Source organism: Bartonella mastomydis (assembly GCF_900185775.1).
In the GTDB taxonomy this organism is placed as follows: Bacteria; Pseudomonadota; Alphaproteobacteria; order Rhizobiales; family Rhizobiaceae; genus Bartonella; species Bartonella elizabethae.
In genome coordinates this window covers 803104-819702 of sequence record NZ_LT883138.1, presented here as the reverse complement: position 1 = coordinate 819702, position 16599 = coordinate 803104, and the positions used below count along the sequence as shown (strand labels likewise).

The following is a 16599-nucleotide window of genomic DNA, read 5'->3' as shown; positions in this document are numbered from 1 at the left end:
AAGTATTTTGCTGGTTAAAATAAAGATGAGTCTTAAATGCAATAAAAGACTGTTTGTACGCACAATATGGCGAAACATTTTGATTGTTTTGCTGTTACAAATGATGTGTATCTCTTTGATTTGGTTGTATTATTTTATTCAACCTCGTGGTTACCAAGCAACTTTAACCTTTTCAATATCTGATTCTGTAGGAAAGCCACTCACAATTGAAAAACAAGATAATATTATCGCCTTTTTGTTTTCACAGCCCATATTTTTAGATGATTCGTCTTCTTCTTTAAGTGCTTCTTATAAGAAACAAAAACGAGAAAATATTCGTTTATCGCGTCATGGTGATCTTATCAATCTTACTTTTCACGCTGAAACACTTGAAGCAGCGCAACAGGGTGTGGAAACTTGGTTTTCTGCATTTTCACAAGCAATCATAAAACAAAAACAATCTTTGTTAAATGAGAAATTAAAAGACAAACAATACGATAATGCTGCAATCGTTAATATCATGCAAGGATTTCGTGCCTCTGTTGATTCTTTTATTCAGCATGGTGTAAAACAAACAGAGCTTCATGATCTTTCGACGCAATTAACGCAAGCAACTTTAAAGCGTATTCATTTAACAAGTTTGAATTCAACAATTAACATGATGCGTGAAAAGGGGCAGTCTTTACTGTCTTTATCACTTATTGCAGGCAATTCAGCAATTGTATCTCTGGAATCTAAACGTGATCTCTTGGAAGCACAAAGAGCACATATGGCTGTGCAATTGGGATGGACACATCCTCAAATTAAGGCCATGACTGCGGAATTAGAGGCGGTTTCTTATCAATTAAAAAATAAAATTTCACAGATCGCTGACCAAGTTCATTCAGATGAAGTTATTGCAACGGAATTGGAAAAACAGCTCAAAAAAAAGATGAGCTTTTTTGTAAAAGATCAATCACAATCTTTAAATCAAATCTTTAATGTGTTTGAAAATAAAATAAAAGCAGAGATCGATGCACAAAATAAAGCGATGAGTAAGTCTGCTCAAGGGAGCAAAAAAGTTATGGGTTCACAGGGATTGAGTGATGATTCTCTTCTCTTGAAAAATATGAAGATCCACGTGGTTACACCAACAAAGTTAGCGCCAATTTCTTTTATGGCTCTTTATGGAAAAAATGTTCTTGTGAGTGCATTGGCGAGCTTCCTTACCCTTTTGTTTGGAATAATGTTATTTTCTCTATACTTTAGAAGCAAAAAAGATCAACTCTCAGAAGAGGATTTGAGATCAAAAGAAAAAGCTCTTAAGAAGAATGAGAGTATTTTAGTTTCTCAAGAAATAAAAAATCTTGAAGCTTTTATTACGATAGAGGGATTATCTGATGTTTTAAAATGGCGTGCTTCAACGGTTATTGCAATCATTGGACAAGAAGCTGCAAGGACAGCGGCAAAACTTTCACTTCATCTTACAAAAGAGCACAAAACAATTTTGTTGGTTGATATCTCTGGTCAACAAATCGAGAAAGTCATTGGACCACATCGGGGATTGAGTGATATTTTAACGGGTAATGCTCAGTTACATGACGTTATTTACCGTGATTATGATACGGGGGTTGATATTCTCCCTCAGGGCTTAACAAGCGCTGTTTCTGCACAAGATTTTTCAGATAACATTTCTCATATATTACAAGAATTTAAAAAAGAGTATGATTTTATCATTTTAGAGATGGCAAGCGAACCTAAATATGGGTTTGAGCAATTTGCAGAGCTAACGGACTATTATATTTGTAATACTGCTCTTAATGAACAGAATTGGATGGTACGGATGGTTAGTCACTTTCCAAAGACTGTGTATCGTGTTGTTGCATTATGAATTTCGTAAAAAAAGAAATATGTATCGCATGTTATAGTGGTACGCTTGTTTTTTGCTAAAGTTATAGTACATACTAGCATGCGAAGATTTTGTGTTTAAATTTAAAATGCATTGTAGTTGGAGAGAAGCGTGGGGCAATCAGAGATGGCAATAAAAAGATTAAACAATAACTTTTTAACACCTGTGCAAAAGAGAAATCGAAAGCAAATTCAGGTGTGGCTTTACTCTATTTTATTGCTTTGCTTAGCAATTGTTTTGGTAGGGGGCGCAACCCGTTTGACGGGATCAGGATTATCAATAACGGAATGGAAGCCAATTCATGGTATTATTCCACCGATCGGTGTGGATCAATGGCAAGAGGAATTTTTAAAGTATCAACAAATAGCGCAGTATAAGTTGCTTAATCCTGATATGACTTTAAGTTCTTTTAAGGTCATTTTTTGGTGGGAATGGGCGCACCGTATTCTCGGGCGTCTTGTTGGCCTTGTCGCTTTATTAGGGATAATTTGGTTTTGGGCGACGAAACGTATTGAAAAAAATATTTTACTTCCGCTTATTGTTGTGCCGATCCTTATCGCTTTTCAAGGCTTTATTGGTTGGTGGATGGTCGCTTCAGGGATTGGGCAAAGTAATCTAACAAGTGTGAGCCAATATCGTTTGGCTTTTCATCTTATAACGGCATGTTTGGTTATTATTTTTGTTACTTATTTATCTCGCGGACTTGCAGAATATTCAGAAAAACCAACCAATCAAAAGGTGCAATATTTTGCGGCTTGGCTCGTTATTTTCGTCTTGATAGAGATTTATTTGGGCGCTTTGGTTGCAGGGCTTCACGCTGGAAAAGTCTATAATACATGGCCCCTTATGGATGGTCAGATTATTCCTGATGGATTGTTGCAGCATCGTCCTGTTTGGCTTAATTTATTCGAAAATCCCTTGACGGTTCAATTTATTCATCGGTTTTTTGCTTATTTTTTATTTATTGTCTCGGCTCTTCATGCTTTCTATGTGCAAAAAAATGTTCCGCATTCAACGCACTCTCGTCGAGCATTTCTTATCTGCGTTATGATCATTATCCAAGCATTTTTAGGTATTTTGACACTGTTACATGAGGTTCCGATAAGTTTAGGGCTCATTCATCAAAGTATGGCATTAGCCGTGTTATGTTTTGCGGTTGCACACTGGCGAGCAACAAAAGGGGCATATCGCGTTGCTGAATGAACGTTGGTGTCTAGGTGGCGTTTAATTGCTTGAGAGCATTAAATCGAGGTTTTGGATAGCAGCAGCTGATGCGCCTTTTCCTAAGTTATCGAAGAGGGCACAGAGATTAAAAATTCCTTCGCGATCATTTCCAAAAACGAACAGTTTCATACCATCTTTATGAGCAAAACATTCTGGATTCAGTCTTTGAAGAGAAGCCGTTTCATCTTGTGATGCCACTGAAATGATGTTTTGTCCATCGTAATGGTTTGCAAGAATTTCACGCAGATCAGAACAGTTTGCTGATTTTGTGAATAAATGGCGGTGTAGTGGAAGATTCACAATCATTCCTTGAGGAAAACGACCAACACTAGGCATAAAAAGCGGCGTTTGATTAATTTGTCCATGGAGTTTAATTTCTGGCACATGTTTGTGTTCAAGATTGAGTCCATAGATAAAATAATTTTCCTGAATATTGTGTTGAGATTGATTTTCCATTTGTGCAATCAGTTGTTTTCCACCACCGGTATAGCCGGAGATTGCATGAATCGAGATGGGATAATCGGCGTCTAACAATCCTGCTTCGCGAAGGGGGCGAATCAAGCTAATGGCCCCTGTGGGATAACATCCAGGATTAGAGACGTAATGGGCTGCTTGAATGCGTTTTCTTTGACCTTCTGTCATTTCAGGAAAACCGTAGACCCAGTTTGGCGCAACACGGTGAGCTGTTGAGCTATCAATAACCCTAATGTTTTTATTTTTTTTTAGCCAATGAACAGTTTTACGTGCTGCATCATCTGGAAGACATAAAATGGCAATATCCGTTTGAGTAAGATAGTCTTGTCGCAGATGAACATTATGGCGATCCTTATGAGCAAGAGAGAGCAGTTTTAAATCTGTACGTTTCTCTAAACGCTTTTGTATTTGTAGCCCAGTTGTGCCGTGTTCACCATCAATAAAAACTTTGGTTACCATTCTTAACTTGCCTTGTATTAATTTCCCTACGATATCCAGCTTTTCTCATTATAATTTATTTTAAATCATTACCAACTTAAATCATAATCATTAACTTATTGAATTTCTTTAGGTTATAGATATTTTTTATAAAAGCTATCAATAAGGGCGTAAAAGAAAAAACTTAACTTCATTTTTTACTCTTCTTATGAGCGAAGTTTTTTACTGTTTCTACGCGAGGAATAAGATAGATATTTGTATCAGTATTTTTGAGTGTAAGTGGTTTAAAATGTTTGGTTTGCGTGGTTTGCTGTGTTATCGTTTAGTGACTTTATTTTTTAATGTTAGGAATGTGTTTTATGACTCAGCAAGAAAATGACGCACAAAAGCGCTTTTTTAATGATAATTTACAGACAGTTGATGGTGCAATTTTTAATGCCATTAGAGGGGAATTTGAGCGGCAACAACATGAAATTGAGCTGATTGCCTCAGAGAATATTGTTTCAAGAGCAGTTCTTGAAGCACAGGGGTCTGTTCTAACCAATAAATATGCAGAAGGTTATCCAAGAAAGCGTTACTATGGCGGGTGTCAATTTGTCGATGTTGTTGAGGATTTAGCTATTGAAAGAGCAAAACAGCTTTTTGGTGCTGCTTTTGCCAATGTACAACCCAATTCTGGTAGCCAAATGAATCAAGCTGTCTTTCTGGCGCTACTCCAGCCTGGTGACACATTTATGGGATTGGATTTAAATGCTGGTGGTCATCTTACGCATGGTTCATCTGTCAATATGTCAGGAAAATGGTTTGATGTTGTTTCCTATGGTGTGCGTCTGGAAGATCAGATTATTGATATGGATGAGGTTGAGCGGCTTGCAAAAGAACGTAAGCCAAAACTTATTATAGCTGGCGGGTCATCTTATCCTCGATTCTGGGATTGGGAACGATTCCGTGAAATTGCAGATGAGATCGGTGCTCATCTCCTTGTTGATATGTCCCATATTGCTGGTCTTGTTGCTGGTGGTGTGCATCCTTCCCCTGTTCCCCATGCGCATATTGTAACGACAACAACACATAAATCACTTCGAGGTCCTCGGGGTGGTTTGATATTGACAAATGATGAGGCTTTATCCAGAAAAATTAATTCTGCTATTTTCCCTGGTCTTCAAGGGGGGCCTTTAATGCATGTGATTGCAGCAAAGGCTATTGCATTTAAGGAGGCTTTGCACCCTTCTTTCAAGAGCTACAGTGCCAATGTTGTTGCTAATGCGAAAACTTTAGCAAAAACATTACAGAATAATGGTTTTAATATCGTTTCTGGCGGTACAGACAATCATTTATTGTTGGTTGATTTACGTTCGAAAAATCTAACAGGAAAACGTGCTGAATTGGCTTTGGGACGCGCTCATATGACCTGCAATAAAAATGGCGTTCCTTTTGACCCTGAAACACCATCTATAACATCGGGAATTCGTTTGGGATCACCTGCTGCCACAACCCGTGGTTTTTTAGAAAAAGAGTTTACACAAGTTGGTCATCTGATTTCAGAAGTCCTTGATGGCCTTCGAAATGCAAAAAGTGATGAAGATAATCATGCCGTTGAAATGGCTGTTAAGAAAAAGGTGGAAGATATAACGAATCAATTTCCTCTTTATTCTTACCTTAGCATGCGGTAAGGATAAAAAAATGCGCTGTCCTTACTGTCAATATGAGGATACACAAGTAAAAGACTCACGTCCAGCAGAAGAGGGGGCGGTGATTCGCCGCCGCCGTGTGTGTCCCGTTTGCGGTGGTCGTTTTACAACTTTTGAACGTGTTCAATTGCGTGAGCTTTTGGTTACTAAAAAAAGTGGACGATGTGAGCCATTTGATCGTGATAAATTAATGCGATCAGTTGATGTGGCTGTACGAAAGCGCAATATTGATCCTGATCGTATTGAACGAGCAATCTCTGGCATTGTACGCCAGCTTGAGAGTTCGGGGGAACCAGAGGTTGCTTCAGAAAAAATTGGGCATCTTGTAATGGAAGCGTTAAAAAGAATTGATGATATTGCTTATATTCGTTTTGCTTCTGTATATCGAGATTTTCGTAATGCAAGCGATTTTCACGATATTATCGATGAGTTGTCAAAGGCTGTAGCGGATACAGAATCTCGTTTTGATGAATAAAAAAGTGCAAGATGAACGGTTTATGGCTGTCGCTATCCGTTTAGCAGAGCGTCATGTGGGACTTACAGGTGAGAATCCTTCCGTGGGTACGCTAATTGTGCAAAATGATGGCGGTACGGGGCCATTTATTGTGGGCTATGGTGTAACAGCTCTTCATGGGAGGCCTCATGCGGAAGTGCAAGCTCTACGCATGGCTGGCTCTTTGGCTCAGGGAGCAACTGCTTATGTTACTTTAGAACCTTGCGCACATTATGGAAAAACTTCTCCGTGTGTTAATGCACTTATTGATTCGGGTATTTCCCGCGTTGTTGTTGCTCTGACCGATTGTGACAAGCGTGTGGATGGTCGTGGTCTTGCTCTTTTGCGTGCGGCGGGTGTTGAAGTCGTTGAGGGTATTTTAGCTGAAGAGGCTTTTGAAGCTTTATGGACGCATTGGTGTATAAGAAAGTTGCAACGTTGTGCTGTCACTTTTAAAATGGCAATTTCTGCCGATAATAGCGTGGGAAAAAGAGAGGAGAGGGGAATAAAAATTAGTGGAACGCTTTCCCATACCTATACGCATATTCTACGGGCTCAAAATAACGCTATTCTCGTTGGTATTGGGACTATATTAGCCGATGATCCACAACTTAATTGCCGCTTGCCAGGAATGGAAATGCGCTCGCCAATTCGTATTATTTTGGATGCAGATTTATCTATCCCCCTTGATGCAAAAGTTGTCCAAACAGCCATAAAAACTCCTACGTGGGTTATTTGTAATGGGGATCTTTCAAAAAAAAGCAAAAAAAATGCATTGGAGCACTATGGTGTGTCTGTTTATTCCGTAGAGATGAATAATGGTTTTGTAGAACCTTTTGTTCTTTTACAGATGCTTTATAAACAGGGGATTAATAGTGTTTTACTGGAAGGGGGCGTAAAGACAGGAGAAAAGTTTTTGAATGCTGGTTGTGTTGATCATTTGATATGTTTTTATAGTCCCGTTGTTTTAGGAGAAAAAGGGATTAGAGCCCCTCATTTTGAAAATTATCTCTCGCAATTTCATGAGGTTGAGACAAAAATGTTTGGAAATGACCGTTTTTATAAATGGAGACGTAAGACATTATGTTCACAGGAATTATAACCGATATCGGTTGTGTTGAAGAAGTTCAATCTTTAAAGCAGGGGATGCGTGTAAAGATTTCTACACGCTATGCTATAGAAAGCTTAGAAATTGGTGCCTCAATTGCGTGTTCAGGAATTTGTCTGACAGTTGTGGAACGAGGTTTTAAACAAGGACATTCCAATTGGTTTGTTGTTGAGGCGTGGGAAGAAACATTACGTTTAACAAATCTTGCCCAATGGAAAAAAGGAACTTTTGTTAATTTAGAGCGTTCGCTTCGATTGGGTGATGAGATGGGAGGGCATTTGGTTTCTGGTCATATTGATGGTTTAGCTGAAATCATTGAACAAAAAAATGAAGGAGATGCAATTCGTTTTTATTTAAAAGTTTCAAGACAATTTATGCCTTTCATTGTACCTAAGGGATCACTTGCACTTAATGGGACATCTTTGACTGTTAATGGTGTTGAGGATTGTATTTTTGATGTCCTTATTATTCGCCATACACTTGAAGTGACAACATGGGGAGAAGCTGAAATTGGAGATCGGGTCAATTTGGAAATTGACCAACTTGCTCGTTATGCTGCTAAGCTTTTTGCTTTTAAAAGAGACGATGAATAAGCTACAATTCTATTGATCGTTTTTAGAATTTTATGCTCTATATTTTTGATTTTTTTGATTCGTTTTTTATGGAATTTCATTATGATGAAAGAGATACGTAAAAAGCCTCACGTATTGATTGTTGAAGCACGTTTTTATGAAGAGATTTCTGATGCGCTTTTAAAAGGTGCTGTGAGTGCTTTGCAAAAAGCTGAAGCACGTTATGATATTATAACAGTTCCAGGAGCCTTAGAAATACCAGCTGCAATAGCTTTTGCTGAACAAAATAAAATATCTTATGATGGTTATGTTGCACTGGGTTGTGTTATTCGGGGGGAGACATATCACTTTGAAATTGTTGCCAACGATTCTTGTCGGGCCTTGATGGATTTAACCGTTCATAAGCATTTAGCTATTGGAAATGGTATTTTAACTGTTGAAAATAAAGAGCAAGCATGGGTACGCGCAAAACAAGATAGCAAAAATAAAGGTGGTTTTGCAGCTGAAGCTGCTTTATGTATGATCGCTCTAAAAAAGAGATTTGGAGATAATCGTTAAATATGGCTGATATAAAAAGCAGACATTTTCCGCGTTCAGCCAATAAACGTGGAGCAGCAAGACTGGCTGCGGTTCAGGCTCTCTATCAAATGGATATTGTGGGTTCGGGAGTGATGGAAACGGCCGCGGAGTATGAGGCTTATCGTTTGGGAAAAGATATTGATGGAGACCAGTATCTTGAAGCTGATTTTCAGTGGTTTTTGGCGATTATAACGGGTGTTGTAAAAGACCAAAAGCAGCTTGATCCTCTGCTTCATCAACAGCTTTCTGCAGAATGGTCTCTTTCGCGTCTTGATTCTATATTGCGAGCAATTTTACGAGCAGCTTTATGGGAGCTCATCAACCGTAAAGATGTTCCTATTGCGGTTGTCATGAATGAATATGTTGATATAGCCAAAGCATTTTTTGAAGGTGATGAGCCAAAACTTGTTAATGCAGTTCTCGACAGTATGGCAAAAAAAGTCCGTCTTTAAGAGTTAAGACTTCTTTCTTTATTAGGCCTGATAATATCAGACCTAATAAAATTGAAAAGGTAAGTAGACAATATACTTTAGTTAGGAGCTGGTAGATTTGCAGGGCCTTTTATAATTTGAATTAAGAAGGGATGTTCTTTTGTTAATGTTGGTGTTGTTTGCGTAATGAAATCAAATACTTGACCGTCTTGTAGACCATAGTTAGCAACTTTTGTAACCTGATTGTTTCCATTGAAATAAATAGCTAAAACTTTGCGATCAATAATCTTTGTTTTCATAAATTGCATCCCACGATAGCGTGTTTGTGAGATGTAATAAAAGACCTCATTATCATATTTTGTTTTTAATGAAGGGGTTCCTAAAGTTAAAAGAACTTGCTCCTGACTTGAGCCAATAGAAATAGAACTCAGAGCATTTTTATCAAGAATATAACCCTCTCTATAAATTTGGCTTGATCCTGAAGAATCAAGAAGACTACAACCCGCAAGTGTTACGATGCTTGCTATTGATAAACCAACCAATAATTTGCGTTTGATTAAGGCTATTATGTGAGGCATTTGAAACAATGATATCTCCTTTATACTGAGATGCGCGACAAGAAGGCAACCTCAAGTTTTTTCTAATTTTAGTTTAATCTACCGTAGCTTACATTGAGTTTCCCTGTTATAAGACGAATTATGCCATATAGAATTTCTTTAGAAAAGAAAAAAATGAATGAAATATACTTGAGCTAAATAAAAGTACTGTGCTTTATAGATTTTCATGTTTGGGAGTTGTCAATGAATGTTCAAAATATTTCTCAGATGGCATTTGCTTTGGCCTATCCAATATCCGTCCGTTCTCTTCCTGCTAAAGGGATAAGAGTTCATCTTTGTGCAAACAAAAAAGAATGTACACATTTAGCTCAAAACCATGATTTAGTTGAGGTAAAATCTTGTGAGGGAAAATTCCATATTCTTCCGTGGAAAAAACGCGGTGTGCGTATAAAAGGTTTGTTGAAAGCGCATATAATACAGTTATGTGTTGTTACATTAGAACCATTAGAAAATGTTCTTCGTGAAAATATTGAGGTTGTTTTTGTTCCCGAAGATTCAAATTTAACGAAGCCCAAAATATCTGAAGATACACGAGAATTGTTTTTAGATGTGGAAGGGCTTGATACACCGGAAGTATTTTATAATGATCGAATTGATATTGGTGCAATCATGGAAGAGTTTTTTGAGTTGTCTATTAATCATTATCCACGTAAAGAGGGGATAAAAATGCATGTGGTTAAAAATTTAGAAGAAGCAGAGCAAAAGTTTTCGCCATTTTCTGTTTTGAAAAGTTGGAAGTGATTGTAAAAACATAAAAAAATTATCTATTGTATGCTATGATAAAAACGGTATTTTCTGCGGAACTGTTTTCGCAAGGTATGTTTTATGAGTGTTTAGTCACCCAAAATCATAATATGCATTTAAAAATGTAAATGAAAAGATGTGGGATATGAAAGCGTGATTAGAATTTCTGTGGATGTCATGGGTGGTGATTACGGTCCAGAAGCAGCTATTGCAGGAGCAGCAATTGTCCAAAAATATTTATCAGATGTTTATTTTCTGTTTTATGGGATAGAGGAGGTCGTTCGGCCGGTTTTAAAAAAATATCCCCGTTTGGATTCTGTATCGCACTTTTATCCTACAGAAAGCTATACACGCATGGATGAAAAACCAAGCCAAGCCCTTCGCAATGGACGTGGTAAATCATCAATGTGGTATGCCATTGAAGCGGTAAAAAATGGTGAAGCTGATGCTTGCGTTTCTGCTGGTAATACGGGGGCGCTTATGGCCATGTCTTATTTTTGTTTAAAAATGTTGGCAGAGGCTGAACGTCCTGGTATTGCAGGTATCTGGCCAACCCTTCGCAGGGAGAGTATCGTTTTAGATATTGGAGCAACGATTGGTGCATCCGCTCGTCAATTGGTTGATTTGGCGGTTATGGGAGCAGGGATGTTTCGCGCTTTATATCATATTGAAAAACCAAGTGTTGGACTTTTAAATGTGGGGGTGGAAGAGGTTAAAGGACTTTATGAAATAAAAAAAGCAGGCATGATATTGCGTGAAGTGCAATTAGAAGGATTGGAATATAAAGGATTTGTTGAGGGCAATGATATTGGAAAAGGGACAGTCGATGTTGTTGTAACAGAAGGTTTTTCTGGTAATATTGCTTTAAAAACTGCAGAAGGAACCGCGCGACAGATAGCAGAAATTTTAAATTCTGCCTTGCGCAGTTCTTTTTTAACATCTCTTGGTTATTTTTTATCGCGGGGGGCTTTTCGTACACTGAAAAATAAAATGGATCCCGATAGGGTGAATGGAGGCGTTCTTTTAGGTTTGAATGGTGTGGTCATAAAAAGTCATGGAAGCGCTAATGCTAATGGCTTTGCTTCTGCTATTCGTGTTGGTTATGAAATGGTCAATAATGGACTTTTACAAAAAATAACGGCTGATTTACGGCGGTTTCATGAGAATAAAGATACACTTTTTGATCAGGAAGATGAAGTGGTGATGAGTGGAGAATCCTTATGATGAGCTCTTATAATGGAAATAAAAAGTTTGAAGAAAAGGTGAGAGCTGAATGATTCGATCAATTATACGTGGTGTAGGAAGTGCTTTGCCGAAAAAAAGTTTATCAAATGATGAGATTGCAAAGTTTGTTGAAACGTCAGATTCATGGATTGTTCAACGTACAGGAATACATCAACGTTATATTGCCAATGAAAATGAAACAACGGTTTCCTTAGGCGTTGAAGCTGCGCAAGCAGCTCTTATAAATGCTGGTCTTACAATAAAGGATATTGATTGTATTATTTTAGCAACCTCAACGCCAAATCGTACGTTTCCTGCTTCTGCTGTTGAAATTCAGTATGCTTTGGGAATGAGCCATGGATTTGCTTTTGATATTCAAGCTGTTTGCTCTGGTTTTATTTTTGCTTTAACAACAGGAGATTCTTATTTACGCTGTGGAGCCGCTAAAAGAATTTTAGTGATTGGGTCTGATACATTTTCTCGAATTTTAGATTGGGAAGATCGTACAACATGTGTTTTGTTTGGTGATGGTGCGGGGGCTGCTGTTTTGGAAGCGCAAGAAGTTGAAGGGCAAGGTGCTTTTGAGCGTGGTATATTGTCTGCAAAATTGCGTTCTGATGGTGCTTATATCGATAAATTGTATGTTGATGGTGGACCTTCAACAACACAAACGACAGGTTATTTGCGTATGGAAGGACGAGAAGTTTTTAAATATGCTGTTGGTATGATAACGGATGTGGTTGATGATTGTTTTGCAGCTGCAGGTATGGATTCTTCACAACTCGATTGGTTTGTCCCTCATCAGGCTAATAAGCGCATTATTGAAGCATCTGCTAAAAAGCTGAAAATTTCACCAGATAAAGTTGTGATTACCATTAATCAACATGGTAACACGTCTGCAGCATCAGTTCCATTGGCTTTAACAACAGCTCTTTGCGATGGAAGAATAAAAAAAGGAGATCTTATCATGTTAGAAGCCATGGGAGGTGGATTTACATGGGGAGCAATTCTTATTCGTTGGTAAATGATGGTTACTTGACCATATTTGAATAAAACGTATAAGTCATTTTGTAATTTTTAATATTTTAATAGGTGGTTATAATGACAAGTAAGACAGTAACGCGTGCAGATTTAGCGAGCGTAGTTTGTAAAAAAGTGGGCTTGTCACATACTGAATCAGCAGCTTTGGTCGAATTGGTTTTGGATGAGATTTGCAACTCACTTGTAAGAGGTGAAGCGGTTAAATTATCTTCTTTTGCAACTTTTCAGGTTCGCAGTAAGAATGAACGTGTTGGACGCAATCCCAAAACAGGTGTTGAAGCACCTATTCCGCCGCGACGTGTTGTGACGTTTAAAGCTGCAAATATCCTTAAACAGAGAATTTTAGATTCGCATCGTGCTAGACAGAAAAATGATATCTCATAAATAAACGCTGTAATAATGTTTGGTATTTGTTAAGAAATGTATAAAATAAAGACCTATGCTTTTTTTAAAAAAAGCTGTTTAGTAAGTCGTTAAGGTCCTATTTTTGACTAATCTTGTTGAGAAATTGAAACGTAATGAATCATTATCAAACCATTTGTCGTGTTTTAGATAAGGTGTTGCAAAATGGATAAAAGCTCTGATGCTTTTCGCACAATTAGCGAAGTAGCCGAATTATTGGAGCTTCCGCAGCATGTCTTAAGATTCTGGGAAACACGTTTTAGGCAGATTAAACCAATGAAACGTGGGGGAGGAAGGCGTTACTATCGTCCAGTCGATGTTGATTTGCTCAATGGTATTAAGCAGTTATTGTACGATCAGGGTTATACGATAAAAGGTGTGCAGCGCCTTTTGAAAGAAAATGGTGTTGCTTTTGTGACTGCATTTGGTAATGGCGATCTTGATGCTATGAATGTTGTCATAGAGAAAAAACACACAGGACAAACTTTTGAAAATATGAGCAATAAACCTAAGAAGTCTTCTTTTGGGCTTTTGAGTTTTATGAGAAATGAGGGAGAAACCTCTGTTGGTTCTGTGAACCTTTACAAGGATAAAACCGATAAAGCATTGTTGCAAGAAATCCTGTTTGAACTTATTGAATGTAAGCGTGTTCTTGATAGAGCACGATAACAATAATGTTTTTTATCTTTATATTGTGCTTCTTTTTTAGAAAAACACGTGTTTTAAAGGTTTTTTATAAATCAATATCTAGGCGTTTAGCGTCGCAAGGTATTGTGTGTAGATATTTAGACGCTTTATAAATGTAGCTCGAGATTTACTATGTTAACGAGCAACTCATATACCCGTGTGCATAGTTTACTATTTTTTTAGGAAGAGTTTTTAATTTGCTCAAATGTGAAGAGAGGAAAGAATGAACAGCGAATTTTATCATTCTCCTTTGATTTAGCTTTATAACTCTTAAGGGAAATTAAAGCGATATCTTATCAGTGTAGATTGCGGGAAGTTTTTGTAGAATGCTATTGGGTTGTCATTTACGTCCTTGTTAAAAGAGATCATTTCTTAAGATTCTCAAGCCCATTTCGCGACAGCCTCCCATGAATAAATACTATAATGCCAAATTCAACTATTTTTATGTTTGTGAAGGAGGAACACACATTTTATCAGCACCCAATATTGCAATAAGCTCTTGGATACTTGAAACGGTTTAAGCATTTTTAGTCTTTTCTAAATTTTTCATTCACACGTACCTTCTCACTTGTAACGTGCAAACGAATGATTTTGATTGCTGCAGTGTAAATATGATATTTGAGATATTTTTTAATATAAATGACGATATATTATCATTATAAATCAAATTATTATGTCTTTTTTATGAAATCATATCTTAAGAAGAGAATACATCATTATTCGACTAATTTACGTATTTATGATAATCTTATCTTTAGTTTTTTTCTTGATATTGATGCAATTATTGTAATGATCTATCCATGATCATGACGTTATCTTTTTATATCTATAATTTTTGTATTTAATAACTTACAGCTTTTACATTCAATTTTTTACCAACTTGCCTCGTAAAGTGTGGTCACGAGATTTTTACGGCTGATTGGTCATCATGTATGAAACTGAACAAACAGAACACTGTCAAATCGTTTGATTTTGTACAAAAATTCACGATTTACGGTGAAAAATTAAGTCTTACCATCTGTATGATGTTATGCATTTATTACACGCTGTAAATCTGGAGGCGTGGCTTCATTTGAGAGCTGCTTAATTGCATCTTCTACAGATAAAAGGGTTTGATTTGGGCTTCCTAAGCGACGCATATTGACGCTGTTTGTTTCAGCTTCACGTTTGCCACAGACCAAAATGACGGGAATTTTTTGTAAAGAATGTTCTCTTATTTTATAGTTAATTTTTTCATTGCGGAGATCTGTCGTTGCTGAAAGCCCAGCAGCTTTAAGTCTTGCCGTTATTTTTTGGGCATATTCATTTGCTTCAGATGTAATTGTTGCGACAACAATTTGTTCAGGAGAAAGCCAAAGTGGCATATGTCCAGCAAAATTTTCGATTAATATACCAAGAAAACGCTCCATTGATCCAAAAATGGCGCGATGGATCATAACAGGCTGGCGTTTTTCTGAATCTTTATCAATATAGAATGCACCAAAACGTTCAGGAAGGTTAAAATCTATTTGCGTTGTTCCACATTGCCATTCACGACCGATAGCATCCTTTAATGTATATTCAAATTTTGGACCATAAAAGGCTCCTTCACCTGGGAGGATACTTGTTTTGATTTGTCCCGCAAATTTTGTTTCAATTGTTTTAAGGACAGATTCCATAATATTTTCTGCATGATCCCATAAAGCATCAGATCCAACTCGTTTTTCTGGACGTGTTGAAAGCTTAAGACTAATTTCTTTAAAACCAAAATCTGCATAAGTTGATAAAATAAGATCATTAATACTGAGACATTCATCGGCTAATTGTTCATCAGTACAAAAAATATGTGCATCGTCTTGTGTAAAACCACGTACACGCATAAGACCATGCAAAGAGCCTGAAGGCTCATAACGATGAACAAGACCAAATTCAGCAAGTCTAATAGGCAAATCACGATAAGATTTTAAACCATGTTTAAAAATTTGCACATGACCAGGACAATTCATTGGTTTAAGGGCATAAACATTCCCATGGTCTGAATCTTCTGCGGCTGGAATTGCTTTGAACATGTTTTCCTTATACCAGCCCCAATGCCCCGATATTTCCCAAAGTGATCTATCGAGAACTTGTGGTGCATTTACTTCGGCATATTGATGATCATCAAGGCGTCTGCGCATATAATTGATCAAATTTTGGAACATTTTCCAGCCTTTTTGATGCCAAAAAATCATTCCTGGCCCTTCTTCTTGGAAATGAAATAAGTCCATTTCACGTCCCAAGCGGCGATGATCACGTTTTTCAGCTTCTTCTAGCATATGGAGATAGGCTTTTAAGTCATTTTCATTTGCAAATGCTGTTCCATAAATTCTCGTGAGCATTGGATTATTGGCATCGCCACGCCAGTAAGCTCCAGCGACTTTCATTAATTTGAAAGCATTTCCAATTTGCCCTGTAGATTGCATATGCGGTCCGCGACAAAGATCAAACCATTCCCCTTGATAATAGATTTTTAAATCTTGATTTTCTGGAATGCTCTCAATAAGTTCAACTTTATAAAATTCCTTTTTCTCAGAAAAAACTCTTTTTGCTTTTTCACGAGACCAAATTTCTTTTCTAAAAGGCTTATTGCGTTGGATAATTTCACGCATTTTCTTTTCAATGACAGTGAGATCATCTAACGTGAAAGGTTGTTGGCGTGCAAAATCATAATAGAATCCATTCTCAATCACAGGACCTATTGTTACTTGCGTTTCAGGAAAAAGTTCTTGCACTGCTTCAGCAAGAACATGGGCGCAATCATGTCTTATGAGTTCAAGAGCCTGTGCATCTTCTCGGGTAATAATCTCTATTTGACCAGACTCTGCTAATGGATCTGATAGATCTCGCATGATGCCATCAAGACTATAAGCGACGGCTTTTTTTGCGAGTGATTTAGAAATGGATTCTGCTAATTCCAAGCCTGTCATTTCGGCGGGGTAATTACGTTTTGAACCATCGGGAAAAGAAAGAGAAATAGAGCAAGACATAA

The 16599-nt window shown here is 37.4% G+C and carries 16 protein-coding genes; 13 read left to right on the top strand and 3 right to left on the bottom strand.

What is annotated here, in order from left to right:
* The first annotated feature begins 25 nt into the window (after nt 1-25).
* Nucleotides 26-1849 (top strand): hypothetical protein, encoded by a 1824-nt coding sequence (locus tag FJG96_RS06840; protein ID WP_180338249.1) that lies wholly within the window; start codon nt 26-28, stop codon nt 1847-1849.
* Between the two features lie 144 nt (nt 1850-1993).
* Nucleotides 1994-3070, top strand: a complete 1077-nt coding sequence (locus tag FJG96_RS06835; RefSeq protein ID WP_246046910.1) for a COX15/CtaA family protein — start codon at nt 1994-1996, stop codon at nt 3068-3070.
* Between the two features lie 21 nt (nt 3071-3091).
* On the opposite strand, the gene argC is transcribed toward FJG96_RS06835, so the two are convergent.
* Nucleotides 3092-4024 (bottom strand): N-acetyl-gamma-glutamyl-phosphate reductase, encoded by a 933-nt coding sequence (gene argC / locus FJG96_RS06830; RefSeq protein ID WP_139413311.1) that lies wholly within the window; start codon nt 4022-4024, stop codon nt 3092-3094.
* Nucleotides 4025-4362: 338 nt separating this feature from the next.
* On the opposite strand from argC, the gene glyA reads away from it, so the two are divergent.
* The 6 genes from glyA to nusB all read left to right on the top strand — a co-directional run bounded on the left by glyA (nt 4363) and on the right by nusB (nt 8898).
* Nucleotides 4363-5676 (top strand): serine hydroxymethyltransferase, encoded by a 1314-nt coding sequence (glyA, locus tag FJG96_RS06825; RefSeq protein ID WP_139413310.1) that lies wholly within the window; start codon nt 4363-4365, stop codon nt 5674-5676.
* Nucleotides 5677-5686: 10 nt separating this feature from the next.
* Nucleotides 5687-6169, top strand: coding sequence for a transcriptional regulator NrdR (gene nrdR / locus FJG96_RS06820; protein ID WP_139413309.1), 483 nt, complete (start codon nt 5687-5689; stop codon nt 6167-6169).
* A complete protein-coding gene (gene ribD, locus FJG96_RS06815; RefSeq protein ID WP_139413308.1) occupies nt 6162-7289 on the top strand; it encodes a bifunctional diaminohydroxyphosphoribosylaminopyrimidine deaminase/5-amino-6-(5-phosphoribosylamino)uracil reductase RibD in 1128 nt (375 codons plus the stop codon). Before nrdR ends, ribD begins: the two co-directional genes overlap by 8 nt.
* Complete coding sequence (locus FJG96_RS06810; protein WP_139413307.1) at nt 7271-7888, top strand: riboflavin synthase; 618 nt, start codon at nt 7271-7273, stop codon at nt 7886-7888. Before ribD ends, FJG96_RS06810 begins: the two co-directional genes overlap by 19 nt.
* 81 nt (nt 7889-7969) lie before the next feature.
* Nucleotides 7970-8425 (top strand): 6,7-dimethyl-8-ribityllumazine synthase, encoded by a 456-nt coding sequence (locus FJG96_RS06805; RefSeq protein WP_139413306.1) that lies wholly within the window; start codon nt 7970-7972, stop codon nt 8423-8425.
* Nucleotides 8426-8427: 2 nt separating this feature from the next.
* Nucleotides 8428-8898, top strand: coding sequence for a transcription antitermination factor NusB (gene nusB, locus FJG96_RS06800; RefSeq protein ID WP_139413305.1), 471 nt, complete (start codon nt 8428-8430; stop codon nt 8896-8898).
* A 77-nt stretch (nt 8899-8975) separates the two neighbouring features.
* On the opposite strand, the gene FJG96_RS06795 is transcribed toward nusB, so the two are convergent.
* Nucleotides 8976-9455 carry an outer membrane protein assembly factor BamE gene (locus FJG96_RS06795; RefSeq protein WP_139413633.1) on the bottom strand — a complete coding sequence of 160 codons (480 nt, stop codon included), beginning with the start codon at nt 9453-9455 and terminating at the stop codon, nt 8976-8978.
* 222 nt (nt 9456-9677) lie between these two features.
* Between FJG96_RS06795 and FJG96_RS06790 the strand changes: the two genes are divergently transcribed.
* From FJG96_RS06790 to FJG96_RS06770, 5 genes are all read left to right on the top strand, one after another.
* Complete coding sequence (locus tag FJG96_RS06790; protein ID WP_139413304.1) at nt 9678-10235, top strand: YceD family protein; 558 nt, start codon at nt 9678-9680, stop codon at nt 10233-10235.
* Nucleotides 10236-10391: 156 nt separating this feature from the next.
* On the top strand, nt 10392-11462 hold the full coding sequence (gene plsX / locus FJG96_RS06785; RefSeq protein ID WP_139413303.1) for a phosphate acyltransferase PlsX: 1071 nt from the start codon (nt 10392-10394) through the stop codon (nt 11460-11462).
* Nucleotides 11463-11511: 49 nt separating this feature from the next.
* Complete coding sequence (locus tag FJG96_RS06780; protein ID WP_139413302.1) at nt 11512-12486, top strand: beta-ketoacyl-ACP synthase III; 975 nt, start codon at nt 11512-11514, stop codon at nt 12484-12486.
* A gap of 77 nt (nt 12487-12563) precedes the next feature.
* A complete protein-coding gene (locus FJG96_RS06775) occupies nt 12564-12887 on the top strand; it encodes an integration host factor subunit alpha (protein WP_139413301.1) in 324 nt (107 codons plus the stop codon).
* A gap of 183 nt (nt 12888-13070) precedes the next feature.
* On the top strand, nt 13071-13574 hold the full coding sequence (locus FJG96_RS06770) for a MerR family transcriptional regulator (protein WP_139413300.1): 504 nt from the start codon (nt 13071-13073) through the stop codon (nt 13572-13574).
* Between the two features lie 1046 nt (nt 13575-14620).
* Here FJG96_RS06770 and thrS read toward each other — a convergent pair.
* Complete coding sequence (thrS, locus tag FJG96_RS06765) at nt 14621-16597, bottom strand: threonine--tRNA ligase (protein WP_139413299.1); 1977 nt, start codon at nt 16595-16597, stop codon at nt 14621-14623.
* Nucleotides 16598-16599 lie beyond the last annotated feature (2 nt).